The sequence below is a fragment of the Microcoleus sp. FACHB-1515 genome, assembly GCF_014696105.1.
Taxonomy (GTDB): domain Bacteria; phylum Cyanobacteriota; class Cyanobacteriia; order Elainellales; family Elainellaceae; genus JAAUTJ01.
Map to the genome: position 1 here is coordinate 206,335 of NZ_JACJPO010000056.1, position 23,251 is coordinate 229,585.

The window sequence follows — 23,251 nt, forward strand, 5'->3', positions numbered from 1 at the left end:
GATCTTAACAAAAAGTCAAGGTGTGATTTTGCGATCGATACCGTTTTGGGATGTCGCGATCGAACTGCACTGCACATTCGGCTCAAACATGACTTCAAATCGATAGGCGAGATCAAGCCGCGACATCAGCAGCGCGAAGTTCTGAGCATCTGTGTATCTGCAAAAATACGCAACATCAACGGTCTGACAGTTGGGCAGCAGGCGCACCACCACCCAACGCTTCCGTAAGCGCTCTGCGTAGGTCATAATAGATTGTCTCCAACTCAACGACGGAGCCAAGGCCAGTGCAGAACTTCTCAGGGGACGCACTGGCTTCTGACTTGTTAGAGTTTATCACACAGAAATCTTGTGTGAACAACTAAATTTTCTGTGTTGCTGCAAGATTTAAGGAAAAGTTGACAATTCGCTGGCGATTGAGAGAAGTAATGGCGCGGCAACGCATGACCAACAAGCGTTTGGCCGAGTTGATGGGCGTTCATCCCAACACAATTTCAAATCTAAAAAATCAAGACAGCTTACCGCACATTGGAGAAACACTAGATGCGCTATGCAAAATTCTCGATTGCACACCTGATGATTTAATTGAATACATTCCGGAGAAAGATCCAGATTGACAATTCGCTGGCGACTCAGAGAAATCATGGCTCGGCAACGCATGAGCAATAAGCGTTTAGCTGAATTAGTAGGAGTTCACCCTAACGCGATTTCTCGCTTGAAAAATCAAGACACACTGCCTCAAATCGGCGGAGAAATGCTGGATGCGCTGTGTCATCACTTGGACTGTACGCCGAACGATCTCATCGAATACACTCCAGAAAAAGGCTCAGATTGACGATTCGCTGGCGATTGAGAGAAGTAATGGCGCGGCAACGCATGACCAACAAGCGTTTGGCCGAGTTGATGGGCGTTCATCCCAATGCAATTTCGTATCTTAGAAACCAAGATACTTTCCCTCGCATTGGAGAAGAAACCTTTAATGCACTCTGTAAATTTCTCGACTGCACGCCGTTCGATTTAATTGAATACATTCCAGACGAAGAAAAAGATCTCGATTGACGATCTAGTGGCAAATTGAAATGCGTTCTCAAGTTCTTCTAAACTCTTCGGCTTTAATATTTCAAGCATCCTGCTACCTGTTTAAAGTTGTCTTTTAATAATCTTTTTCAGCTTCAGTAAATTGAATACATCTTCAATTAGCAATCACTAAATTCTACAAAAAGATAGAGTCCACAGTCCGCCTTGCAGTAGACCAATTCAAGTCAAGTTGCGATTAAGGTGTACATAACTAACCCAGCACTTGAGAGTCTAGAATCATGGCCGCTAGCAAGAAAAAAGGTGCGAATTCCAAGCAAGATGCCGCGATCGATCCTGCCGAATCTCCTGCGATCGATCCTGTCGAGCAGTCTGCTGTTGAAGTCGAAGCGGTGATCGATCCGGAAGCTGAGCCGACTGAATCAACCGATTCGATGGCGGTTGCAAAAGCGGGAATTGTCGGAGCGGCGATCGGCGGACTGCTCGGCGGCAAAGCAGGCGCAACAATCGGTGCAACCGTTGCCAGTGCAGCGCGAGCCGCCGTTGGCGACGAAAAAGCAGCAGAGCTGAGCGGGTCGGTGCAGGGCGCGATCGATGCCGTTAAGGAAGCCGTTCAAGATGTCACTCCGGCGGTGGCAGAAGTAGCGAAAGCCGCCAAAGATGCCGCGATCGAAGCGCAACATTCGACAGCGGAAGCGCTCGAAAAAGCGAAAGACACGGCGGCCACGACTCGCCAGCAAATTGAAGAAGCCAAGCCGAAAGTTGAAGGTGCGATCGATCGCGCGAAAGACGTCGCAGGCGAAGCGAAACAAAAATTAGACGAGGCGATCGATTCAGCCAAAAATGTCGCGAAGAAAGCGAAAAAGCAGCAGGAAGCTATTGCCGAAGATACAGCGGAAGCCGTGAAGGAAACGGCCAAAGCAACTCGCAAAAAATCAAAGCAGGCCGCCGATTCGATCGAAGCTTCGGCTGACGAAGCGAAAGCAAAAGTTGACAACGCGATCGCCAAAGCGAAAGCACAAGGCAAACGCGCCGATTCTTAATCAAGCTTGGATGGGTTCCAACTTCTGGCCGGAGTGCAATCCGGCCTTTTTGCTGTATTTTCGTTTTTATCGCAGCGGTTCCAAAGCGCGATCGTCCACTTCCGGGGCAACCAATGCGATCGCTGCCTGCACAAATCCTTGGAATAGCGGATGGGGGCGACTGGGTCTCGATTGAAATTCCGGGTGGAACTGGCTGGCAATGAAAAACGGATGATTGGGCAGTTCGATAATTTCCACCAGTCGGCCATCCGGCGATGCACCGCTGACAACATAGCCCGTTTCGAGGAACAGCGTTCGGTAGGCGTTACTGAATTCGTAGCGATGGCGATGCCGCTCATAAATCACTTCTTGCCCGTAGAGGCGATCGGCCAAGGTTCCCGCTGCAATTCGGCAAGGATACAGCCCAAGCCGCATCGTGCCGCCCAAATCCACGACATCTTGCTGTTCCGGCAGCAGGTTGATCACCGGATTTGGAGTATTCGCATCAAATTCCGCGCTGTTGGCGTTGTCGAGCTTGGCAACGTTTCGCGCCCATTCAATTACGGAACACTGCATTCCCAGGCACAAGCCCAAGAAGGGAATTTTCCGTTCGCGAGCATAGCGAATCGCAATCAGTTTGCCTTCGATGCCGCGCGATCCGAAGCCACCGGGAACGACGATGCCGTTGACGCCTGCTAGCATCTGATCGACGTTGCTCTCGCTGAGTTCTTCTGAGTTAATCCAGCGAATATTCAAATCGCCACTTTGCGCGATCGCCGCATGACGCAAGGCTTCGACAACCGAAAGGTAAGCATCATTCAGCCGGACATACTTACCGACGATCGCAATTTGAATCGGGTGCGTCGGGCGATACAGCCGCTCGACGATCGTTTGCCAGTGCGACAAATCAGGCGATCGCTGCGGCAGTTGCAAAAGCTCTAGCGCCTGCTGCGCCATGCCTTCGCGCTCCAGCATCAAGGGCACTTCATAGATGCTGGCGGCATCTTGCGACGTGATCACGCACTCGACCGGAACGTCACAAAATTCCGACAGTTTTTCTTTCAGTCCGGGCTGGAGGGGGCGATCGCAGCGACAAACGAGAATATCCGGCTGGATGCCGATCGATCGCAGTTCCTTGACCGAATGCTGAGTGGGCTTTGTTTTCATTTCGCCCGCTGAGGGAATCCAAGGCATCAGCGTGACGTGGACATACAGCACGTTTTGCCGCCCGACATCTTTGCGAAACTGGCGGATCGCTTCGAGAAACGGCAGCGACTCGATATCTCCGACCGTGCCGCCAATCTCGGTAATCACCACGTCGGGATTCGTGTTGCGAGCCACGCGCAAAACGCGCTCTTTGATTTCGGTTGTGATGTGCGGAATCACCTGGACGGTGCCGCCGTTGTAGTCGCCGCGCCGCTCCTTGTTGATGACGGCCTGATAGATCGATCCGGTTGTGACGCTGTTGAGCCGAGACATGGACGTGTCGGTGAAGCGCTCGTAATGTCCCAAATCCAGATCGGTTTCGGCTCCGTCTTCGGTCACGAACACTTCCCCGTGCTGAAACGGACTCATCGTGCCCGGATCAACGTTGAGGTAGGGATCAAGCTTGAGAATCGAGACAGAATAGTCACGCGATTTGAGGAGGCGACCCAGACTGGCGGCAACGATGCCCTTGCCAATGCTGGAGACCACGCCCCCGGTGACAAATACAAATTTCGTCATAGGTCGGCTAGCGCTGCGATCGCTGCGGGTGCAACCCATTCATGATGCCACAAACCTTCCTGCTTCGAGTTGCTCAAGGCAAGCGATCACCATTAATGCTCATTACTTCAGTGTTGCACTTAGATGCACCGCCATTTAGACTGTAGGTGTTGCACTTAGTTGCCACCAATGGAGTTAAAGTTTGAACTGAACCCAGTCGAGCTAAATTTTGTGAGTCTCGCCGCTGCAACAAAGGGCATCAACAGCCTAGCTGCGTACATGAAAGCCGCCACGATCGCAGCTTCAGAATTGGTGCTTGTCGATCGGCTGGAACAACTTCGGCCACTTGCTGAAAGTTTGCCAGATGCAAAGGCATCTGCTGAAACACTCGAAGCTGCCTTGCAAAGGGTATGGGCGATTGGTTTACCGGAAATCAGTTTAGAATCTGACACCGCCTTTGATGATACAGATGAATTAATATCACGTCTAAAGGATTTACTTACAGACTTGCAAGCATTTCTTAGGCAACATCAGGAGGAGTGATCATCTTCATTCTCAGTTGCCTCTGAGGGTGGCGGATAGCGATCGAGTGTCGCTTGCAGCATCAGTTGAGACAAAGAAATTGCCCGCGATTTTGCGACCTGCCGCAAATATTTGGCAAGCGGTTTGGGCATCGAGATCATTACCCTGGTGGTTTTGTCGGGGTCGATCGGCATGGGCACAAGCGGTTTTCGGTGTGCCTATTCTATTGTGATTGGGCGATCGATGTGAGATGTGAGAGCTTAGGGAAGCCCCCTAAATCCTCCACTGGTGGGGGACTTTGAGGATAGTTAGCGGGGGAGGCTGTTCTCGTTACAGAATCAGGAAATCTGGCGCGGCGATCGCTCTTGCCCTGTCGATCGTCACAAACTGCTCACCTCCGCCCCAGCCGGATGCGGCGCGATTGGCGTTGTAGAACAAGCTGCCGCTGCTGCTGTTGTAGACGATCGCAGCAGTACTCAGGCGGGCAGCGCGATCGCTGGCAACGATCGCAAAATCGCGGAGGTTCGAGAAACCTGCTCCGGCTCGGCTTTTGAGTGCGGTAAAAGTGCGGCGATCGAGCAAAATTTTGTCTGTGCCGCTGCTGAAGCCTTGGATCAAATCGAGGCCGATCGCGTCTGGCGCAAAAGCGAGTTCTGTACTGTAGATGAAGCGATCGGCTCCGGCTCCACCAATCAGGACATCGTTTCCTCCTGCTCCTACCAAGCGATCGCGCCCCTGACCGCCGAGGATGCGATCGTCGCCTTCACCTGCTGACAGTCGATCGTTGCCCGCGCCGCCGTTGAGTCGATCGAGTCCCGCTTCACCAAACAGCGAGTCGTTGCCCGTTCCGCCTGACAGTGAATCGTTGCCTTCACCGCTGTAGAGAAAGTCTGTTCCCGCACCGCCGATCAGCGTGTCGTCTCCAACTTCGGCAAACAGTACATCGTTTCCATCTCCACCATCGAGGCGATCGTTTCCCGTTCCGGCAAACAGCGAGTCGTCTCCCGCTCCGCCGAATAAGCGATCGTCTCCAACTTCGCCAAACAAATTGTCTGCATCTGCGCCGCCATCGAGCGCATCGTTGCCTTCGCCGCCATAGAGGAAGTCTGCGCCCGTGCCGCCTGCGATCGCGTCATCGTCGGCTTCACCCAGTAGTTCATCGTTGCCGTCGTCTCCGGCGATCGTGTCACTGCCAACGCCCCCGAAGATTTTGTCGTTGTCGGTTCCGCCGCTGAGCGTGTCGTTGCCAGCTTCGCCGTGCAGTTCGTCTTGGCCTGCATCTGCGGCGATCGCATCATCGCCCTCGCCGCCGAAGAGTTTGTCGTCTCCTGTGCCGCCGCTGAGCGTGTCATTTCCGGCTTCACCCAGCAGTTCGTCATTGTCTGCACCGCCGTCCAGCCTGTCGTTTCCTTCTCCGGCCAGAAGAAAATCTGTACCTGCATCGCCATTGAGGGTATCGTCACCGCCGCCGCTGCTGAGTTTGTCCGTGCCCTCCCCGCCGCTGAGGATGTCGTTGCCCAGATCGTCGATCAGTTCGTCTGCGCTTTCTCCGCCGCTGAGGATGTCGTTGCCGATTTCGCCATACAGCGTGTCGTCGCCGCTGCCACCGTCGAGTCGGTCATCGCCCTCGCTGCCGTGTAGCGAGTCGGCATCTGCGCCTCCGTTGAGCGTGTCGCTGCCCGCCTCGCCATACAGCGTATCAATTCCAGCATCGCCTTCGATCGCGTCATTGCCAATGCCGCCATACAGCGTATCGTTGCCTAAATTGCCAAACAGCAAGTCGTTTCCGCCGCTGCCATAGAGTTCATCGTTGTCTGCCGTGCCGATGATTTGCTCATCGCGATCGTCTCCGAAAATTGTTGCCAAGTCGTTTGCTCCTGTTGAAACTGTTTCGATTTGGCAGAACCCTTCGATCGCCATGCTAGCCAAACAGCTTTTGTCAACAGGTAAAGCAATGACGCTGATTTGTGATGTTTGGAACAAGAGTTGGTGAATCTTGTCACGTCGCGTCAGGCTGCGGTATGTCAGAATCACCGAAACCGCGCGGTTTGCTGTTGCTGTTGGACAAAAGGGAACCTCGATCGCTCAACAAGTAGCAAATTTATCTTTGTTCAGGAAAAAACTCTTCCTGATTTGTTGTTCTGATCATTGTCATAGGGAACAGGTCATCGCTCTTGACTGTTCTAGATTCACGGTTTGTAACGTTTTTTATCCTGAAGGTCATCTCACACATGGAACTTTTTCCTTTGATTTTTCTGCTGGCGATCGCGTTTGCCGAACTTGCAAAAGACCGTTCTGAAAAACCGAAATCTGAAGAGAAAGAACTGGGCGACGCAATGGTTAAATATCTCTCGAAAGGAGTCAAAGTCCGAATCGAAGCAACCGACGATAAAAAATAGGTAAATCAGGGCGATCGCAATTTCATCGCTCATTTGTTCGCAATCGTTCAGAAAGCGATCGTCCTGTTCCACCTCGTTTCACTAAAACCAATTCTGCGGTAATACTGATCGCAATTTCCTCTGGCGTTAATGCACCAATATCCAGCCCGATCGGTGCGTAAATCGATCGCAGCTTGGCCGCATCAACGCCAGATTTTTCGAGTGTTAAAATCACCTGTTTGACGCGCTTTTCGCTGCCAATCATGCCGATATAGCGACAGGGTTTTTGCCTTTGCATCAGTCGCTCTAGCGCCGATAAATCGTACTGATAGCCTCTCGTCACCAGCGCAACGTATAGCTGAGAATAATCGGCCAGCCGATCGATCGCCTCGATCGATTCTGCCAAAATTTGCATGGCTTGCGGATAGCGCTGTGAATTTGCCCAAGCAGAGCGATCGTCCTGCACAATAATTTGAAAACCAGCAAAATTCGCGGCTTTTGCAAGCTGTTCTCCCACATGTCCCGCGCCGATAATTAGCAGCGTCGGCGACGGTTCGATCGTTTCCACAAAACCGCGATCGACTGCATCTTTTTCAAGCAAATGCGGCGATCGATCACAATCAAACGGCGTGATTAATGTGATCGATTGTCCAGACTGGAGGCGATCGAGAATCGCTTCAACCAGCGGTAGTTCACGACTCGTCCAGCGCTCTAGCCAAACGCGCATCCAACCGCCACAAATGCCTTGCGTTTCGCGCCACTGTGCGCCGGATAAATCAATTTCAACCGATTGTTTTTCACCTGTTTTGAGAACTGCGATCGCCTGCTGAATTACTTTTGCTTCACCTGCGCCGCCGCCGATCGTCTCAAACGTTCCATTTCCCCAAATTAGCATCTTCGCTCCAACTTCTCTGGGAACGGAGCCTTTGGTATCAATGACGGTTGCCAAAACGATCGATTCAACGGGCAAAACTTCCGCTAGTTTCTGATAGCAGGAAATTGACATTTCAAGACTTGGGTAATAGCAACTCTGGCGTGGCGATCGATTCGCGGACTGATTCAATTGCCCACAAAATTGCTTCCGGTGTGGCAGGAGAAGCCAGTAAAACTGATTCGGATTGGCCGAAGGCAGCGATCGCGGCTCGAATCGCTTCGCGCACTGAAATTGCCAGCATGAACGGCGGTTCACCAACCGCTTTGCTGCCGTAAATCACGCCGTCTTGAGCAGCGCGATCGAGCAGTTGCACGTTGAAATGTTCAGGAACTTCGCAAATCGTAGGAATTTTGTAGGTGCTGGGTGCAAAGGTTTTCAGTTGGCCTTGGTCATCCCAAACCAATTCTTCCATTGTCAGCCAGCCCATGCCTTGAACGAAGCCGCCCTCAATTTGGCCGCGATCGATCAGCGGATTCATCGATTCACCGACATCATGCACAATATCGACTTGTCTTAGCTTGAACGTTCCGGTGAATCCGTCGATTTCCACTTCACTGACTGCCGTTCCATAAGCGAAATAATAGAACGGTCGGCCTTTGCCTGTATCGGCATTCCAGTAAATATTTGGGGTGCGGTAATATCCGGTAGCAGCAAGGCTGACGCGATCGCCATACGCCTGCTTCACGACTTCTGCAAAGCCGATTTTTTTCTGTGGATAAGTGCGACAATAAATCCAGTCATCTTCAAACGCTAATTCGCTTGGCGTATCGAGTTCTAAGAGCGACGTAGCAACAGCAGCAAGACGAGATTTCAACGTTTCACAGGCATCTTTGACGGCTTGACCGTTGAGGTCGGAACCACTAGAAGCAGCGGTGGCGGAGGTGTTAGGAACCTTGTCCGTACTGGTCGGCATCATGCGGAATCGATCGAGCTTTACGCCCAAAGATTTCGCCGCCACTTGCAGCATTTTCGTATGCAAACCCTGCCCCATTTCTGTGCCGCCGTGATTCAGTTGAATGCTGCCGTCGGTGTAGATCAGAATGTATGCGCCTGCCTGGTTGTACTGAGTTTTGTTAAAGGAAATTCCGAATTTAACAGGCGTGATTGCGAGGCCGCGCTTTTGATGAGAATGCGATCGATTGAATGATTCGATCGCTACTTTTCGTTCGGCAAAATCCGAGATTGCTTTCGCTTCACTCCAAACGCGAGCAATCCGATTATCAACAATTTCTTGACCGTAATGAGTCGTATTGGTTTCGCCTTCGCCATGATAGAAATTGCGTTCGCGCACAACTTCTGGCGGCAGGTTGAGTTTACGAGCAATGCGATCGATTACTTCTTCAATCACGACCATTCCTTGCGGTCCACCAAAGCCGCGAAAGGCCGTATTCGACACTTTATTTGTCTTGGCAATGCGTCCCCGAACTTCGAGATTCGGGATGTAATAGGCATTATCCACATGCAGCATTGCTCGCAGCAAAACGGGTGGCGATAAATCCAAACTCCAGCCGCCATCCGCATACAAATCGACATCGAGAGCAGTAATTTTTCCCTCAGACGTGAAGCCAACTCGATACTGACCTAAAAAGCCATGTCGCTTCCCGGTCAAAATCATGTCGTGGTGGCGGCTGAGTTTGACGCGGACGGGGCGATCGCACTTTTTCGCTGCCACTGCCGCGACCGCCGCATACGGATTCGCCTGCGATTCCTTGCCGCCAAAGCCGCCGCCCATTCGCAAGCAGGTGACGACGACTTGATTGCTGGAAACGCCCAAAACGCGGGCGATGATGATTTGCGTTTCGGTCGGGTGCTGCGTCGAAGCGTAGATTTTGTAGCCGTCTTCGCCATCGGGGATCACCCAGCTTGCCTGCGTTTCCAGATAAAAGTGGTCTTGCCCGTTCATCTCGATTTCGCCATCCAGCCGCATTTCAGCGGATTCGATCGTCTCCGGTTCGCCGCGCCGCACGGTTTGAGGAGCATTGAGAAACCAGCCCGCTGCGATCGCCTGCTTGATCGTCACGATCGGCTCGATCGGCTCGTATTCGACGACAATTTGCGCGGCGGCTTGTTTGGCGGCGGCTTCGGTTTCCCCAACTGCCCAAGCGATCGCCTGTCCCCAATAGCTGACTTCCTCGGTCGGGAACAAAATTTCGTCGGGGACGATGACGCCCGTGTTGTTTTCGCCTGGTACATCTTCCGCCGTCAGAACGGTGACGCAGCCCTCGATCGCCAAGGCCGGACGCGGATCAATGCGGAGGATGCGAGCGCGAGCGTAGGGTGAAAGGACAGGATAGACCGACAGCATTCCGACGGGCGATCGCTGTTCATCGGTGTAAACGGCTTTTCCGGTGACGTGCCCTTGGGCGCTTTCGTGGGATTTGCGCTGTCCGACCATGTGAGGAGTGGGGGGTGAGGGGATGGGCTTACGAAGTCGCTTCGATGAAGAATTTCTCGAAGAGGTTGGCGACGAGGAGTTTGCGGTAGCTGGCGCTGCCGCGCAGATCGGTCAGGGGGGCAAAGGTTTCGCGCAGAAGCGGTTTGATTTGCTGGATGGTTTCCGGCGTCCAGGGGCGATCGATCAACTGCTCCTCGATCGCGATCGCTCGAATTGGCGTGGCCGCCACTCCCCCATAGGCGAGTCGGGCGTGAACAATGCGATCGTTAGCGTCGAGGTCGATCGTGAAGGCGGCGGCGACCGTGCTGATGTCGTCTGTGCCGCGCTTGCCAACTTTGTAGGAGCGGCTGAGGCGGCGGGCGGATTGCGATCGCGGAATTTTGACCGAAACGATGATTTCTCCGGGCTGAAGGGCGGTTTGGCGATAGCCGCGAAAGAATTCGGCGATCGGCAGCGATCGTTCTCCAGATTGTCCAGCAATTTGCAACTCGGCATCGAGGGCAAGCAGGACAGGAGGCAGATCGCCGATCGGAGAAGCCGTGCCGATGTTGCCGCCCAGCGTGGCGCGATTGCGAATTTGGCGGGCGGCAAACAGATGCAGCATCGCGTCAAGCGCGGGAAATTCGCCGTGTAGCTGGCTTTCGATGTGGCTCAGCGGCAGGGCTGCGCCGATTTCTACTCTGTCAGCAGTGCGATCGATTTGGAGCAGTTCCGGCACGGCTTCCAGGGAAATGAGTTTGGAGAACGTGCGGCGATCGTGGCTCATCTCCAGTCCCAAGTCGGTGGCTCCGGCGATCAGCGTCGCGTCGGGATGCTGCTGCAACAGGGCGATCGCGTCTGCCAAACTCGTCGGACGGTAGAATTCGTGAACGCCTTGATAGTGCAGCGGTTGGGGTGTGCAGTCGATCGATTGAAGCTGGCGGACAAACTCGTCGTTCGGCTGCGCTTGTGTCACCTGTGCGGCAGCTTTGCGGATGGACAGATAGCCTGTGCAGCGGCACAGATTGCCTTCGACGCTGGCGTCATCGACCACACCGTCATAGTAGGCGGCGAACAGGCTCATGATGAATCCGGGTGTGCAGTAGCCGCACTGCGAACCGCCTGTTTCGATCATCGCGGCCTGAACGGGATGCAGCGATTCCCCTGCGATGCCTTCGACCGTGACGATCGATCGTCCCGCCACTGCGCCCAGCGGAATCAAGCAGCTATTCACCGCCTGATAGCTCGGCTGGCCGTTCGCATCTTTGCTGACGATCGCGACCGTGCAGGCTCCACAGTCGCCATCTCCGCAGCCCTGTTTGGTTCCCGTCCGTCCGGTTTGCAGCAGATATTGCAGCAGCGTGGTGTTTGGCGAATGCTGCGGCGCGATCGATTCGCCGTTGAGCGTAAAAGTCAGTTGCGTAGCGGTTTCAGTCATAATAAAAATTCGATCGCGAATAATCGAGTCAAAATAAACGCATGAAAGGGCTAAACGCCAACCTGCATACTGTATACAAATTAATTGACTTGATTATAAAATGAGCGATCGAATCAAAACAAACTGTGTCTATCAATACCAGCAATGACGGCTCCCGATAAGAAGCGTATTTTCATCTGCGGCTCTGCGCTGCGCGGCCAGCCCGATCACCAAAATTTGCAAGAGGCAGCGTTCATTCGTCCGGCAGCAACGCAGCCGCGATACCGACTGCATTCGGCGGGCAACGGTTGGCATCCGGCGATCTACGAAGTTGAGTCGGGCGGGGTCTCAATTCCCGGTGAAGTTTACGAACTGACGCAGGCCGAGTTTGAACATCTGGCCGCAACGGAACCGCCAAACATGTATCCGAGCGATGTCGTGCTGGAAGATGGCGAAGTGCTGACGGCGTTTCTCTATCCACAAGAACTGATTGAGAAATACAACTGGCCGGATATTTCCGATTTGGGCGGGTGGGCAGCATACAAAGCCAGCAGCGTTGCAGAATGATGTGATGCGATCGCCAAGGAATCGATCGCTTGCCCGATAACCCGTAGATCCTGGGTTGCAGGCCATCGGGCACGCAAGGCAGGACGGGCGAACTGCGGATCAAACAAACGTTATGCGGCAGTTTTTGCACCCTCAGCGAATCGTGCGATCGCGCCGCAATTGCTAATACAGTCGGCTCAAAACGTAATCAGAAAGGTCAATCAGAGCTTGCTTGGAGGCGGTTGGCGGCAACTCTTTAAGGTGATCGACGGCCAACTGAGCGTGATGGGCGGCAAGTTCACGCGATCGCTCAATGCCTTTGCTGTCTTTAACCAGCGCGATCGCCTCCTCGAAGTCGTCCGCCTGCTCGAATTCGCGATCGATCAAGGTTTTGAGGTAGGGCTTTTCTTCTAAGGCATAGAGGGCAGGCGCGGTGAGGTTGCCGCTCTGCAAATCAGAGCCAGCAGGTTTGCCCAGCACTTCGCTCGATGCGGTGAAGTCAAGAATGTCATCGACAATTTGAAAGGCGAGTCCAATGTGACGACCGTAGCCAAACAGGTTGGCGGCCATTTCTGGAGTCGCGTTGCTGAGCAGTCCGGCAGCTTTGGCGGAGTTTGCCATCAGCGAAGCGGTTTTGTAATAGCTTTTTTCGAGGTAGTCTTCGATCGACAAATCGCTGTCAAACCGAATCAGGCTTTGCCGAATTTCGCCTTCCGCCAAATCCATGATTACCTGCGACAGCAGCTTAACAACGGCCAAATTGTCCAGGTTTGCCAAATGCCATGAAGACTGTGCGAACAGAAAGTCGCCCGCGAGCACCGCGACGCGATTGCCAAAGCTGCTGTGAACCGTTGCGATGCCGCGTCGCGTTTCGGCTTCGTCCACCACATCATCATGCACCAAGCTAGCCGTGTGAATCATCTCGGTAATTTCAGCAAGACGGCGGTGCTTTTCGGTCGGGGTTTGGTCGGGCGTTGTTGCTCTGGAAATCAAAAAGACGATCGCGGGTCGCAACCGCTTACCGCCTGCTCCAAACAAATGCTCAGCAGCGGCATAGAGAATCGGATGTCCCTTGCCGACAAGATGCTTGAGATTCTCCGTCAGCGAGCGCAGGTCTGCTTCTACAGGGGAAAAGAGCGTGGTGGCTGAGGTCATGGTGCGCCGCTTCTGGAGAATGGAATAAGGTTACGAAATCTTACAGATCTTGTACTCATTCTAAGCTAACCCTCTTCCATCTGACGGATTTGAACGGGCAACTTTCGCAAATCCATCCGGAATTGCGTGATTCGATCGCGCTTCATTCATCTTTTTGCCGAATCTCATTTGTCGATCGCGCTGCAATTGGCGATCGCTGATCAGCCCGAAACGACGCAACATCACTTCACAAAAAAGCCGAAAATCCGCCGGATCACTCCCAAAAATTTGTGCTAGCTTTATATAAGAATTTCAAAACTACATAGCGCGAGTCAGCGAGCAGCCCAAGTTCGTCTCAAGTGGCTCGCTGTACTTGCCAGTCAAGCCAGGCCGCTGCAACCGAATTCGACATCGCAATTCGAGAAAGCTTCGCTTAGCAATGGTTTGACGCTGTATGGCCGCTGATCTGCGCGAGTTTTTCGCAGGCGGCAGAAATTGAGTTTGGATCAGCTTCGAGCTTGCGGGTCAGGCTGACGACTGATTTAGGTTTGCTGTATTGATTAGTTTTATTAATGAGTGTGAGCAATGGCTTTTGACGATGTTCCAATGGCAATTCCGATTTTGGCAGTAGGCTACCTACTCGTGGTGTACGTTCTGCTGCGCTTGGCCGAGCGATCGCGAGCTTAGGGCTTGATTTCCAAATCGGCTTCATTTCCCAGTGCTGAGGACTGCGCTTTTCTCAATCCTCAGCACTCAGGTTTAGTTAAACCCGCAGCTTAAGGTTCAGCCGATTCGAGCAGCATCGCCTGTAGCTGCTGCACATCGATCGCCTCCACGATCGGCGTGTAGCCAAGCCATTGCGTTGACAAGACTTGAAAGGTTGCAGGAGTGCCGCTGACCGCAAACCGAGTCGGTCGGGCAGATTTGGTGTTACGCAGGCCAAGTAAATCAAGCTCTTGCGCCGCCGCTGCGACGACATGCACAGCCGGATCGACCAGCCGAACCGAATTGGGCAGAATCGATCGCAAGACGGGCGCTAGATGCGGATAGTGCGTACAGCCATAGACCAGCGTATCAATCGATCGATCGAGCAAGGGCGCAAGATACGTTTCGGCCACCTGCCGAGTGTACGGATCGTGGATGCGGTTTTGTTCAATCAGCGGCACAAATTCTGGACAGCCGACCTGCCACACCTGCGCGTTGGGATTCACTTCTTCGATCGCCCGGCGAAAGGCTTGACTGGCAGCAGTTGCTGGCGTTGCAATCACGCCAATTCGGTTTCCCTGGGCAACAGCGGCTCTGGCTCCCGGCAAAACCGTTCCCAAAATCGGAAACTCAAATTCCGATCGCACCGTTTCCAGGACGAGGGCAGAACTCGTATTGCAGGCCATAATCACCATCTTCACTTCTTGCTGGCGCATCCAGGTGAGAATTTCGCGCACAAAGCAAAGAATTTCGGTTGCCGATCGATCGCCATAGGGCAACCTGGCCGTGTCGCCAAAATAAAGAATCGATTCGTTTGGCAGTTGTCGATAGAGTTCTCTTAAAACCGTCAGTCCGCCGACGCCGCTGTCAAAGATGCCGATCGGAGCATGTTGCTGGTTTGTTTGCATAGAAGAATTCGTTCAGGTTAGGGATTCAATGCGATCGCATCAAAGTTAGCAGCATCACACCAAATCTTGACCCTCCTCGTCAAGTCCAGCGGGGCAGAAGGCAGAAAATAGACTGTCTTCTTTCCTCCTGCCCTCTGCCTCGCCTTCTAGAGATTATTCTGCTGCACGTATTGAAGAATGCCCTGCGCGATCGCGATTGCCATGCGCGATCGATAGGCTGGATCAGACAGGTTGCGAGCGTCATCGCGTCCGGTCACAAATCCGGTTTCGATCAGTACGGCGGGCATATCGGTATTTCGCAGCACGTAGAAGCGGGCAGAGCGCACACCGCGATCGTTTCCGCCCATATTGCGAATAATGTTGCTGTGAATTGTCTGAGCTAAGCGCTGACTGGCAGATGAACCATAAAAGTAGGTTTCAATGCCGTTCACGTCGGGGCGGCTGAGGCTGATCGCGTTGGCGTGGATGCTGACAAATAAATCAGCATTGGCGCGATCGGCAATTTGCACGCGCGGTTCAAGTTCTAGGTTGCGCTCGCTCGTGCGCGTCATAATCACATTGACGCCTTGCCGTTCCAAGATTGCGCCGACCTGCCGACCAATATCTAGCACAATATCGGTTTCGCGCAGGCCGCCAATGCCGATCGCGCCTGGATCAGGTCCGCCATGTCCCGGATCGATTACGATTACCACGCGGCCATTCGGAACAGTAGGCAGCGTTCCGGGGGTGGTTGGTGTGGTCGGCAGCGGTGTGGGATTGGGTCGCACCGGAGGCGGCACGGGAATCGCTTGCGAACTCGCCTGAATCGACAAAGCAAGCGTTTGGGAACTGGGCTGATTGAGTTCACCGATGCGCGTACCGCTAGCAGGCTGCACTAGCACAACCACCGTTCGATCGTCTTGCTGCACCAGTCGCACCCGCTGCAAGGGACTCGTCGGCGGCAAAACAGGCGGCGTCACCTGATCGGCCAAGCGAGCGTTGGGAATTACAATCCGGTAGGAAGCAGTTGCGCTGTCAAAACCGCTGGTATAGCGAATCGGTGCATCGGCACGAATCAAAAGCTGAGAACCGTTCGGCGCAAGTTCAACCGCCTGCACGATCGCTGTTCGCGTCTGTGGCGTGGTTGGAACTGTGACGGGTGGCGTCACGGGCTGATTGCTGGAAGGATTGCTCGGCTGAGAAGTTCCCGGTCGCGAAGCCACCGAGCCGCTGATCGGCAGCACAACAATGCCGCCTAAGTTGCTGGCGGTGGCTTGCCAGTTGGTGTTGGGATCGCTGAGGTTCAGCGTAATTCGCACGTTGTTCGACTGCGGCGTGATTTGCAGGCGATCGACGCCAAACTGATTGATCGTCTGCTCTGCCTGCACCTGCGAAGTCAGGCTCGCGTTTGCGACGTTGATCTCGACCTGACGGCGATCGCGGCTGCGACTAACTTGGATTTGCGGCGTTGCGCCGCTGGTGCGAATGAAAAAGCCATCTCCGGTAATCCGCACACCTTCGATCCGGGTGGCGGCAGTGGGGTTGGGTGCGGGTGTCGTTGGAGTGGTCGGTGTGGTGGGTGTGGGCAGCGTCGCGATCGGGGGTGTAGCTTCACGCTGCGGGCGGGGAAGCTGCACCGACCACTGGCTGGGCGTGTCGCCGCGCACCTGCACCTGCTGCGGATCGATCGTGTAGCCCGGACTCATTTCAATCACGATGCGCGTGGTTTGGGCATCAAACTGGCCGACGCGGACTTCACGGATGCCGCCGCCAACCGCTTGATTCACAGTCGGACGCCCGATCGTCGTTCCGGGCAGATCGATCACCAGCCGCGTTGGATTGGCGATCAGTTGCGCTCTCGGCTGCACGCCGCCGACAGTGGTAAACACCAGCCGATTTTCGCTGGGATTGAATCGCCAAGATTGCAAAGTGGCGGCCTGAACACTGGCAGACAACACCAGCGAACCAATCACGCCCAGCAAACTGGGAAGCCAAAAAACTCTCACGCTAAACCTCAAGATTCCTTGCAAAAACGGGTGGAGGAGCAGTCAATTTTAGGAGGCGAACCAAAAATGAAGAAAGACCAGCGATCGTAAGGAGAAGCAGGCAGCACGCGAAATTAGACTGCACGAATGAATCGATTTTGTCAATTCGGGCGATGCCGTTGCTGACTATACCGCATTGTCTGGAAAGCAAACCGGAAACTTTCGATCGATCGTCCCAACTTTACAGAGGGTTGCCAGGCGATCGATCGTGCTAGTAATCAATGCAATCTTCGGGGAAATCAAGTTTCCCGAAAATTCGGCCAAAGCCGCGCATCAATGGTAGATCTTTCCCCTTGGACGCACGAACTTCATAGAAGTTTCACACTGATTTTTAGGAATCAACTTGCTGCGCTTCTGCCTGAGCTTCGACGGGCGATTGAAACACAACGCGCAGCAGGACGGGCGCTAGGAACGTTGTCAAAATCACCATGACCACGATCGCCGCTTTCAAAGGCGCAGACAGCACGCCGCTCGCCGCACCCACCCCCAAAAAGACCAGTCCAACTTCGCCACGCGGAATCATTCCCACACCGATCGCCAAGCGGTTGAGCGAACCTTGTCCAAACACGCTTGCTCCCGTCACGACCTTGCCCAAAATTGCCACAGCGACCAGGAAGATTGACATTATCAAACCTTCTTGATTGGCGGGAATAAATGGATTCAAAACGCTAACATCGGTGCGAGCGCCAACGGTGACGAAGAAGATCGGCACGAAGAGATCGGCGATCGGAATTACCAGTTTTTGCAGTTCATTGCGCTCATCGGTTTCATCGAGTACCAAGCCTGCCGCAAACGCGCCCAAAATTGCTTCTAGGTGCAGCGCGGCTCCCAAATAGGCCATCACAAACGCAAAAATGAAAGCCGGAATAATAATGCCGCCGCGCGTTTTCAGCCAGCTAACAACGGTAATAAACGCTTCATTAAAGATGCGACCGAGCAAAATTGCGCCCAGCAAAAATGCCGTTGCGCTGACGATTAAAACAATGACGTTGGTAACATCAACTTCGCCCGTTTTTGCCAAGCTTGCGACAACTGCCAGGACAATAATTCCCAACACGTCATCGATCACAGCCGCACCTAGAATAATCTGGCCTTCTTTAGACGTGAGCCGCCCCATTTCTGACAGCACACGAGACGTGATGCCGATGCTGGTGGCCGTCAATGCTGCGCCCGCAAAAATCGCAGGCACAGCCGGAATTCCGAAGAAGAACATCAAGCCTGCCGTGCCTGCCGCAAACGGAACGACCACACCGACACAGGCCACGACGATCGCCTGCGTGCCAACCGACATCAACTGTTTCAGGTCAGACTCCAAGCCGATCTCAAACAGCAGCACGATCACGCCCAGCTCCGCCAAAACCGCAATCACTTCGCTCTGCGTTTGAAACAGCAGCGGCACTTGCGCTTCTGACAGCCCGCCCGTCCGTTCCAAAAACTGCATGATCAGCGAATCAGTTCCATCACTGCCGCTTTCGGGAAAGACGAGCAGCCGCAGAGCAGACACTCCCACCAAAACGCCGCCCACCAGTTCGCCCAGCACGGGCGGCAAATTGATTCGCGCACAAATTTCGCTGCCCAGCTTGGCCGCAAAATAAATTGCCACCAAACTCAACAGCACACTTCCCAGCACCAGCGAATCGTCCACTTCGATCGCGTCTGCCGCAGGTTCAACCGCAATCGATTGCCACAGATTTGATTGCCCCATCAACAGCGGAAAAATTTTCCCAAGCGTGAAATCAGCCATCAGGAGAAAATACTCGACCTGTTTACTCTACAAGGTTCTTTTTGTGCAGAGACAGTCTGAGGTCGATCGCTTGTCAAAGATGAATGACACCAAATGCAGTAATGGTCAGCGGGTTTGGGTAATCTCTAGGGTGTGTGTTAAACCCTGCTGGTCGTTTAATTTCTCCACTGAGATCCCCCTAAATCCCCCTTGGAAAGGAGGACTTTGAGAGGTTGTTCGGCTCCCTCCTTGTTTATGGGGTTGGGGAGGATGAATGCCTGTTAAAACTCACCCTAGCCTGCGATCAGCAAAACGATCGGCAAAATTGCTGCGTCACCAATATCCTTGCAAGCGAGGAATTGTGACTCGTTTTAAAATAAAATGTGCTATGCATCTTTCGCTTCGGTAAACGTAAACTGCACCTACGCTAAATTCTCCTCAAAGTAGGCAAAATCCTGTATGTTATCGAGTTTCGATCGCCTGCTGTTTGTTCGAGGCGTTCCCATCTTTCAAGAACTGCGCGATGATTTTTTAGTGCGGCTCGCGTCAATCATGGATGAGGTCGCATTCAATAGCAACCATACGATTTTCACCGCAGGGCAAGAAGGACGATCGCTCTATATTTTGGTGTCGGGCAGCGTCCGTGTCCACAATGGCGATCGCGTCCTTGCTCACGTCGAAAAAGGCGGCTTTTTTGGTGAAATGGCGCTATTTGATGCTGAACCGCGATCGGCTTCGGTGACGACGCTAGAGCCGTGCGAATGCTTAATTTTGACGCAGCAGCAGCTTTATGAAGCGATCGACGAAATTCCCGATATTGCCGTTAATATTATCCGCTTGATGTCGCGCCGCATTCGCGATTTGAACCACAAGCTAGACGCTCAAAGAAATCAAGCAAATGCAGCGCAGGCGATCGGGCAAATTCCCCAAACTGCGCCATTTTCCGCTAGCCATTAGTTTCTGGCAGCCACTAGCGCGGCTCAGACGAAACCGGATCGCGAGGCAAATGAACGGGCGATCGCGCCTGCATTTCTTCAATCTCGAACAGACTGACGATCACGCCTGCGATCGGAATTGCCAGAAAAATTCCTAAAATTCCGGCCACTCTCGCGCCGATTAGCAGGGCGAGAAACATCAAGACCGGATTGATGTTGAGCGAATTTTGCATCAGGCGCGGCAGCAGAAAATTCTCCTGCACCTGCTGAATCAGAACGCAGGCAACCAGTACCTTCAGCGACAGCCAAACGCTTTGCGATAGCAAAAACAAACACACCACACTGATTCCCAGCGTTGCCCCGATGCCTGGAATTAGATCAAACACGCCTGCGATCACGGCCAGCAACAAGGGAAACGGTACGCCCAAAGCCAGAAATGCCACAAACGAGCAGGCGATGAAAAACAGCCCGATCAGCAGTTGGCTCCAAAAGTAGTTTTGCAGGTTGCGCCGGATCACGTAGGAGAAGCGATCGCGCAGATGAATCGGCACGAGCTTCAGTACAAATTCCCACAGCCGCGTTCCATCGAGCAGCATGAAAAAGGCGATCACGGCGATGAAAATCAAATTGATCAGGTTGCGTAGCAGAATTTGCAGCAGCGAAAGGCTCGATGTAATTCCCGAAAGTGCCTGATCGCGAAATCGATCGCCCACCAAATTCAAATCAAGATAAAGATTGCGGCTTTCGAGATAGCGTTCGGCCTGCTCCAAAACCGGAGTCAGCGAGGTAATGAAATCGGCAATGCTTTCGGTCATCCGCTGCCACTGCGACAAAATCGCCAGCCCCAATGTGGCCGTTGAGCCAACAATCAGCGTCAGACTGACAAAAAAGACAATGAACACCGCCCAGCCATGCGGCACAAATCGGCGCAGCACTCGCACCGGATGACTCAGCAAAAAGGCGAGCAGCGTCGCTGAAATAAAAATGACGACGACCGTTTCAAAATAAGCGAGAACGCGCACGATCGCCCAACCGCAGGCAAACAGCAGCAGAAATCGGACAAGCGCCATCGTCTGAAGACGCTCCCACAGCGAAGAAGCAGAAGGATGGCTCATAGCGATGGCTTCACGGGCGACTAAAGGGTTTGGACTAAAACGTAAGGCTGCACGATCAGCGTGGTGAAGCGTTTGCGGCGATCGCGCTCCCAGTCGGTTAGCTGCGCCTGCGTCGGTTTGCTGATCAAGCCTTCGCCAATCCAGTGCTGTACCGACATGACGTTATCGCTGGCGATCGCCACACCCACATCGGCCAGATCCAGATTCGTATCGACAATGACGATCGCATCGCGCTGCACGTGGGGCACAAGCCAGTCCCATTCGGCCTGATCGATCATTTCAGTCAGTTCAGATTTGAGGTCTTGCATGATGGCGGCAGATTAACCAAGGTTTTATTTTACCTTGGCTTTTCGGGTACGCCTGTCCACCGGGGGTAGGAATCGCTTGACAAAACAAACTCATAACGAGTACGTTTATTGAGAAATGTTTCACCAAGAGATTTCCGCAATGTTAACCAACCGAGAAGGACAGCGCGTTCCCACCGTTACCTTTCGCACCCGCCAAGACAATCAGTGGGTGGATGTCACGACCGACGAACTGTTTGCAGGCAAAACCGTTGTCATTTTCTCGCTGCCCGGAGCCTTCACGCCGACTTGCTCCTCGACGCATCTACCCGGATACAACGAACTGGCTCGCGTGTTCTACAGCAACGGTGTTGACGACATTTTGTGCTTCTCGGTCAACGATCCGTTTGTGATGAGCGAATGGGCAAAAGACCAAAACTCAAAGTACGTCAAGCTGATTCCCGACGGCAACGGCGAATTCACTGAGGGAATGGGAATGCTGGTTGATAAAGCCGATCTAGGATTTGGCAAGCGATCGTGGCGCTATTCTGCCTTGATCAAAAACGGCGTGATCGAAAAAATGTTTATTGAGCCAGAAGAGCCGGGCGATCCGTTCAAGGTGTCGGATGCTTACACGATGCTCAACTACATCAATCCCAATGCCGTCCATCCGCGTTTGATTACGCTGTTTACCAAAGTTGGCTGTCCGTTCTGCGCTCGCGCCAAAGCAATGCTGAAAGAGCGCGATTTGGAATTTGAAGAAATTGTTTTGAACCGGGATATCACGACGCGATCGCTCCGCGCGGTCACAGGTGCAACCACCGTCCCGCAAGTGTTTGTTGATGGCACGCTGATCGGCGATTCCGAAGCGCTGGCAGATTATTTTCTAGGTCTAGAGCAAGGAAACGTCGATGACTGCTTGACAACTGCAACCGCCTAATCCTTCGCGTCACATTTTTAAGCTGAATTCGATCGAGTGATTGGCTGGAAACCACTCGATCGAATTTTTGTTGGACGAAAAGCAAATGGTAGGATGGAAATTCTCATTGCTGCTTCTCGCCATTGGGTCAATCCGGCTCGCATCAACAGGCTCAGATCAAAGTGAAACATGGATAAATCGTTCAAGCATCTCGACACAATTACCGCGCTGTTTGTGGCAGTGCTGTTAATCTCCAATGTTGCCTCTACAAAAATTTTGGAGTTAGGGCCATTTACGTTTGATGGCGGAACAATCTTATTTCCGCTCAGCTATATTTTTGGCGACATTTTAACCGAGGTGTATGGCTATGCGCGATCGAGAAAAGTGATCTGGCTCGGCTTCATTTCGGCGCTGCTAATGTCGATCGTAATCATTGTTGTGGGAGCGTTGCCGCCCGCTCCAGACTGGCAGTTTCAAACCGCATACGAGCAAATCTTAGGCTTCACGCCCAGAATTGTATTTGCCAGCCTGCTTGCTTATTTTGCGGGTGAATTCTCAAATTCTTTTGTGTTAGCCAAGCTGAAAGTCCGAACGCGCGGCAGATGGCTTTGGAGCCGCACCATTAGCTCAACGCTGATTGGTCAAGTCGTAGACACTGCAATTTTTGCGATCGTCGCGTTTTCCGGCGTGATTCCGAATGCCCTGCTGACTCAACTGATTATTTCCAACTACATCTTTAAGTGCGGCGTCGAAATTCTGTTTACGCCCATCACCTATTGGATCGTTGGCTGGCTGAAGCAGCAAGAGCGCGAAGATTATTACGACGTGGAAACGAATTTCAATCCGTTTCGCTTTCAGTAGGCGCGATCGATCGCGCCAGCCTTGCCCCCACTGGCTGAATTGTTCGATAGCGTTTGAGCTTTCGGCGATCGAAATTCAGGACGATTCAAGCTCGATTTGCTGGTTGGCGATCGCGTGGAAATTTTGCTTCTGACGCTTGAAAAGCTGAAGTGAGAAATCTTACCTGAAGCAGCCGTGTTTGCACTAGATAATTTTCTTTCAAAAGAAAAAACAAAAGGCAAAAAAAGACCTCTGGCGGTGAACCAGAGGTGCTAATCAGGGTGCATCTACTATTTAGTTCTAACCTGAATGATGGTGATTATTGGGAAGTAAATGACTCGATTCGGTCAAGACTGTTTGAAGTATTAATGAAGACTCTGGTGATCTACGGTTATGCGCTATCCCGTCACGCCCGATGGTCGCTATTTCGTCGTGAAAGGTCAGCTTTGGCGATGCACTAATCCGCAGCTTTCCGAGGCTGATCGATCGCGACTGGTCAAAGAACTAATGCAGGCACGACGCGCCGTCAAAACCGCCCTTCAACACAAAGATGCAAATGCCCTTCAGCAGGCGCGGCAACAGGTGGACGCCGCAAAAGTGGCACTAGGCGAACGAGGAGCCGTGTGGTGGACAGATGGCGCACCCGACTACAATCGTAAATTTGCCAAAAATACGCCCTATGCCGATTGGTATGCGGCACTGGAACAAGCGAGTGATGCAGGCACGATCGAATAA

Annotated in this window: 26 protein-coding genes; 12 read left to right on the top strand and 14 right to left on the bottom strand. The window is 53.0% G+C overall.

Annotated elements, in window-relative coordinates:
- Positions 1-15 precede the first annotated feature (15 nt).
- Positions 16-246 carry a hypothetical protein gene (locus H6F67_RS19565; RefSeq protein WP_190768302.1) on the bottom strand — a complete coding sequence of 77 codons (231 nt, stop codon included), beginning with the start codon at positions 244-246 and terminating at the stop codon, positions 16-18.
- Between the two features lie 167 nt (positions 247-413).
- On the opposite strand from H6F67_RS19565, the gene H6F67_RS19570 reads away from it, so the two are divergent.
- The 4 genes from H6F67_RS19570 to H6F67_RS19585 all read left to right on the top strand — a co-directional run bounded on the left by H6F67_RS19570 (position 414) and on the right by H6F67_RS19585 (position 2,075).
- Positions 414-614 (top strand): helix-turn-helix transcriptional regulator, encoded by a 201-nt coding sequence (locus tag H6F67_RS19570; protein WP_277874615.1) that lies wholly within the window; start codon positions 414-416, stop codon positions 612-614.
- The gene (locus H6F67_RS19575; RefSeq protein ID WP_242020715.1) at positions 611-832 is read left to right on the top strand and encodes a helix-turn-helix transcriptional regulator; all 222 of its coding nucleotides are present in this window, start codon (positions 611-613) and stop codon (positions 830-832) included. The genes H6F67_RS19570 and H6F67_RS19575 overlap by 4 nt, the downstream gene beginning before the upstream one ends.
- A complete protein-coding gene (locus H6F67_RS19580; protein ID WP_396798507.1) occupies positions 766-1,056 on the top strand; it encodes a helix-turn-helix domain-containing protein in 291 nt (96 codons plus the stop codon). The genes H6F67_RS19575 and H6F67_RS19580 overlap by 67 nt, the downstream gene beginning before the upstream one ends.
- A gap of 257 nt (positions 1,057-1,313) precedes the next feature.
- The gene (locus H6F67_RS19585) at positions 1,314-2,075 is read left to right on the top strand and encodes a hypothetical protein (RefSeq protein WP_190768305.1); all 762 of its coding nucleotides are present in this window, start codon (positions 1,314-1,316) and stop codon (positions 2,073-2,075) included.
- 66 nt (positions 2,076-2,141) lie between these two features.
- Here the strand turns inward: H6F67_RS19585 and H6F67_RS19590 are convergent, their stop codons facing one another.
- Positions 2,142-3,779 carry a CTP synthase gene (locus H6F67_RS19590; RefSeq protein WP_190768306.1) on the bottom strand — a complete coding sequence of 546 codons (1,638 nt, stop codon included), beginning with the start codon at positions 3,777-3,779 and terminating at the stop codon, positions 2,142-2,144.
- Between the two features lie 168 nt (positions 3,780-3,947).
- Between H6F67_RS19590 and H6F67_RS19595 the strand changes: the two genes are divergently transcribed.
- Positions 3,948-4,301: a hypothetical protein gene (locus H6F67_RS19595; RefSeq protein WP_190768307.1), complete on the top strand. Its 354-nt coding sequence runs from the start codon at positions 3,948-3,950 to the stop codon at positions 4,299-4,301.
- Here the strand turns inward: H6F67_RS19595 and H6F67_RS19600 are convergent.
- Both H6F67_RS19600 and H6F67_RS19605 read right to left on the bottom strand, forming a co-directional pair.
- Entirely contained in the window at positions 4,289-4,480 is a 192-nt protein-coding gene (locus H6F67_RS19600; RefSeq protein WP_206753918.1) for a hypothetical protein, read from the bottom strand. The two genes, H6F67_RS19595 and H6F67_RS19600, sit on opposite strands and share 13 nt — an antisense overlap.
- A gap of 130 nt (positions 4,481-4,610) precedes the next feature.
- Positions 4,611-6,146, bottom strand: coding sequence for a calcium-binding protein (locus H6F67_RS19605; RefSeq protein WP_190768309.1), 1,536 nt, complete (start codon positions 6,144-6,146; stop codon positions 4,611-4,613).
- Positions 6,147-6,511: 365 nt separating this feature from the next.
- On the opposite strand from H6F67_RS19605, the gene H6F67_RS19610 reads away from it, so the two are divergent.
- Positions 6,512-6,679: a hypothetical protein gene (locus tag H6F67_RS19610; protein WP_190768310.1), complete on the top strand. Its 168-nt coding sequence runs from the start codon at positions 6,512-6,514 to the stop codon at positions 6,677-6,679.
- Between the two features lie 22 nt (positions 6,680-6,701).
- On the opposite strand, the gene H6F67_RS19615 is transcribed toward H6F67_RS19610, so the two are convergent.
- The 3 genes from H6F67_RS19615 to xdhA are packed head-to-tail and all read right to left on the bottom strand — an operon-like array spanning position 6,702 to position 11,404.
- Entirely contained in the window at positions 6,702-7,664 is a 963-nt protein-coding gene (locus tag H6F67_RS19615) for an XdhC family protein (protein ID WP_190768311.1), read from the bottom strand.
- 1 nt (position 7,665) lies between these two features.
- Complete coding sequence (gene xdhB, locus H6F67_RS19620) at positions 7,666-9,987, bottom strand: xanthine dehydrogenase molybdopterin binding subunit (RefSeq protein WP_190768312.1); 2,322 nt, start codon at positions 9,985-9,987, stop codon at positions 7,666-7,668.
- A gap of 28 nt (positions 9,988-10,015) precedes the next feature.
- Positions 10,016-11,404 carry a xanthine dehydrogenase small subunit gene (xdhA, locus tag H6F67_RS19625; RefSeq protein WP_190768313.1) on the bottom strand — a complete coding sequence of 463 codons (1,389 nt, stop codon included), beginning with the start codon at positions 11,402-11,404 and terminating at the stop codon, positions 10,016-10,018.
- Between the two features lie 144 nt (positions 11,405-11,548).
- On the opposite strand from xdhA, the gene H6F67_RS19630 reads away from it, so the two are divergent.
- Positions 11,549-11,950, top strand: a complete 402-nt coding sequence (locus tag H6F67_RS19630; RefSeq protein ID WP_190768314.1) for a gamma-glutamylcyclotransferase — start codon at positions 11,549-11,551, stop codon at positions 11,948-11,950.
- A 162-nt stretch (positions 11,951-12,112) separates the two neighbouring features.
- Here the strand turns inward: H6F67_RS19630 and sds are convergent, their stop codons facing one another.
- The 4 genes from sds to H6F67_RS19650 form a co-directional block, all read right to left on the bottom strand.
- The gene (sds, locus tag H6F67_RS19635; RefSeq protein ID WP_190768315.1) at positions 12,113-13,084 is read right to left on the bottom strand and encodes a solanesyl diphosphate synthase; all 972 of its coding nucleotides are present in this window, start codon (positions 13,082-13,084) and stop codon (positions 12,113-12,115) included.
- A 60-nt stretch (positions 13,085-13,144) separates the two neighbouring features.
- Positions 13,145-13,306, bottom strand: a complete 162-nt coding sequence (locus tag H6F67_RS19640; RefSeq protein WP_190768316.1) for a hypothetical protein — start codon at positions 13,304-13,306, stop codon at positions 13,145-13,147.
- 533 nt (positions 13,307-13,839) lie between these two features.
- A complete protein-coding gene (murI, locus tag H6F67_RS19645; protein ID WP_190768317.1) occupies positions 13,840-14,676 on the bottom strand; it encodes a glutamate racemase in 837 nt (278 codons plus the stop codon).
- Positions 14,677-14,822: 146 nt separating this feature from the next.
- Entirely contained in the window at positions 14,823-16,661 is a 1,839-nt protein-coding gene (locus tag H6F67_RS19650) for an N-acetylmuramoyl-L-alanine amidase (RefSeq protein ID WP_190768318.1), read from the bottom strand.
- 175 nt (positions 16,662-16,836) lie between these two features.
- Between H6F67_RS19650 and H6F67_RS19655 the strand changes: the two genes are divergently transcribed.
- Positions 16,837-16,983, top strand: coding sequence for a hypothetical protein (locus tag H6F67_RS19655; RefSeq protein WP_190768319.1), 147 nt, complete (start codon positions 16,837-16,839; stop codon positions 16,981-16,983).
- A 48-nt stretch (positions 16,984-17,031) separates the two neighbouring features.
- On the opposite strand, the gene H6F67_RS19660 is transcribed toward H6F67_RS19655, so the two are convergent.
- Positions 17,032-18,405, bottom strand: coding sequence for a cation:proton antiporter (locus tag H6F67_RS19660; protein ID WP_190768366.1), 1,374 nt, complete (start codon positions 18,403-18,405; stop codon positions 17,032-17,034).
- Between the two features lie 477 nt (positions 18,406-18,882).
- On the opposite strand from H6F67_RS19660, the gene H6F67_RS19665 reads away from it, so the two are divergent.
- Entirely contained in the window at positions 18,883-19,380 is a 498-nt protein-coding gene (locus tag H6F67_RS19665) for a Crp/Fnr family transcriptional regulator (protein ID WP_190768320.1), read from the top strand.
- 13 nt (positions 19,381-19,393) lie between these two features.
- Here H6F67_RS19665 and H6F67_RS19670 read toward each other — a convergent pair whose 3' ends face one another.
- Positions 19,394-20,473, bottom strand: coding sequence for an AI-2E family transporter (locus H6F67_RS19670; protein WP_190768321.1), 1,080 nt, complete (start codon positions 20,471-20,473; stop codon positions 19,394-19,396).
- 20 nt (positions 20,474-20,493) lie between these two features.
- The gene (locus H6F67_RS19675; RefSeq protein ID WP_190768322.1) at positions 20,494-20,781 is read right to left on the bottom strand and encodes a DUF2288 domain-containing protein; all 288 of its coding nucleotides are present in this window, start codon (positions 20,779-20,781) and stop codon (positions 20,494-20,496) included.
- A gap of 139 nt (positions 20,782-20,920) precedes the next feature.
- Between H6F67_RS19675 and H6F67_RS19680 the strand changes: the two genes are divergently transcribed.
- From H6F67_RS19680 to H6F67_RS19690, 3 genes are all read left to right on the top strand, one after another.
- Positions 20,921-21,697 (top strand): glutathione peroxidase, encoded by a 777-nt coding sequence (locus tag H6F67_RS19680; protein WP_190768323.1) that lies wholly within the window; start codon positions 20,921-20,923, stop codon positions 21,695-21,697.
- 168 nt (positions 21,698-21,865) lie between these two features.
- The gene (locus H6F67_RS19685; protein WP_190768324.1) at positions 21,866-22,537 is read left to right on the top strand and encodes a queuosine precursor transporter; all 672 of its coding nucleotides are present in this window, start codon (positions 21,866-21,868) and stop codon (positions 22,535-22,537) included.
- 372 nt (positions 22,538-22,909) lie between these two features.
- The gene (locus tag H6F67_RS19690; RefSeq protein WP_190768325.1) at positions 22,910-23,251 is read left to right on the top strand and encodes a hypothetical protein; all 342 of its coding nucleotides are present in this window, start codon (positions 22,910-22,912) and stop codon (positions 23,249-23,251) included.

What these genes read in the sequence shown, in the direction of transcription:
- H6F67_RS19565 (WP_190768302.1), bottom strand. Translation starts at nt 246, where the DNA reads ATGACCTACGCAGAGCGCTTACGGAAGCGTTGGGTGGTGGTGCGCCTG.
- H6F67_RS19630 (WP_190768314.1), top strand. Translation starts at nt 11,549, where the DNA reads ATGACGGCTCCCGATAAGAAGCGTATTTTCATCTGCGGCTCTGCGCTG.
- H6F67_RS19595 (WP_190768307.1), top strand. Translation starts at nt 3,948, where the DNA reads ATGGAGTTAAAGTTTGAACTGAACCCAGTCGAGCTAAATTTTGTGAGT.
- xdhB (WP_190768312.1), bottom strand. Translation starts at nt 9,987, where the DNA reads ATGGTCGGACAGCGCAAATCCCACGAAAGCGCCCAAGGGCACGTCACC.
- H6F67_RS19670 (WP_190768321.1), bottom strand. Translation starts at nt 20,473, where the DNA reads ATGAGCCATCCTTCTGCTTCTTCGCTGTGGGAGCGTCTTCAGACGATG.
- H6F67_RS19690 (WP_190768325.1), top strand. Translation starts at nt 22,910, where the DNA reads ATGCGCTATCCCGTCACGCCCGATGGTCGCTATTTCGTCGTGAAAGGT.
- H6F67_RS19610 (WP_190768310.1), top strand. Translation starts at nt 6,512, where the DNA reads ATGGAACTTTTTCCTTTGATTTTTCTGCTGGCGATCGCGTTTGCCGAA.
- H6F67_RS19615 (WP_190768311.1), bottom strand. Translation starts at nt 7,664, where the DNA reads ATGTCAATTTCCTGCTATCAGAAACTAGCGGAAGTTTTGCCCGTTGAA.
- sds (WP_190768315.1), bottom strand. Translation starts at nt 13,084, where the DNA reads ATGACCTCAGCCACCACGCTCTTTTCCCCTGTAGAAGCAGACCTGCGC.
- xdhA (WP_190768313.1), bottom strand. Translation starts at nt 11,404, where the DNA reads ATGACTGAAACCGCTACGCAACTGACTTTTACGCTCAACGGCGAATCG.
- H6F67_RS19665 (WP_190768320.1), top strand. Translation starts at nt 18,883, where the DNA reads ATGTTATCGAGTTTCGATCGCCTGCTGTTTGTTCGAGGCGTTCCCATC.
- H6F67_RS19680 (WP_190768323.1), top strand. Translation starts at nt 20,921, where the DNA reads ATGTTAACCAACCGAGAAGGACAGCGCGTTCCCACCGTTACCTTTCGC.
- H6F67_RS19660 (WP_190768366.1), bottom strand. Translation starts at nt 18,405, where the DNA reads ATGGGGCAATCAAATCTGTGGCAATCGATTGCGGTTGAACCTGCGGCA.
- H6F67_RS19640 (WP_190768316.1), bottom strand. Translation starts at nt 13,306, where the DNA reads ATGTTGCGTCGTTTCGGGCTGATCAGCGATCGCCAATTGCAGCGCGAT.
- H6F67_RS19675 (WP_190768322.1), bottom strand. Translation starts at nt 20,781, where the DNA reads ATGCAAGACCTCAAATCTGAACTGACTGAAATGATCGATCAGGCCGAA.
- H6F67_RS19685 (WP_190768324.1), top strand. Translation starts at nt 21,866, where the DNA reads ATGGATAAATCGTTCAAGCATCTCGACACAATTACCGCGCTGTTTGTG.
- H6F67_RS19590 (WP_190768306.1), bottom strand. Translation starts at nt 3,779, where the DNA reads ATGACGAAATTTGTATTTGTCACCGGGGGCGTGGTCTCCAGCATTGGC.
- H6F67_RS19585 (WP_190768305.1), top strand. Translation starts at nt 1,314, where the DNA reads ATGGCCGCTAGCAAGAAAAAAGGTGCGAATTCCAAGCAAGATGCCGCG.
- murI (WP_190768317.1), bottom strand. Translation starts at nt 14,676, where the DNA reads ATGCAAACAAACCAGCAACATGCTCCGATCGGCATCTTTGACAGCGGC.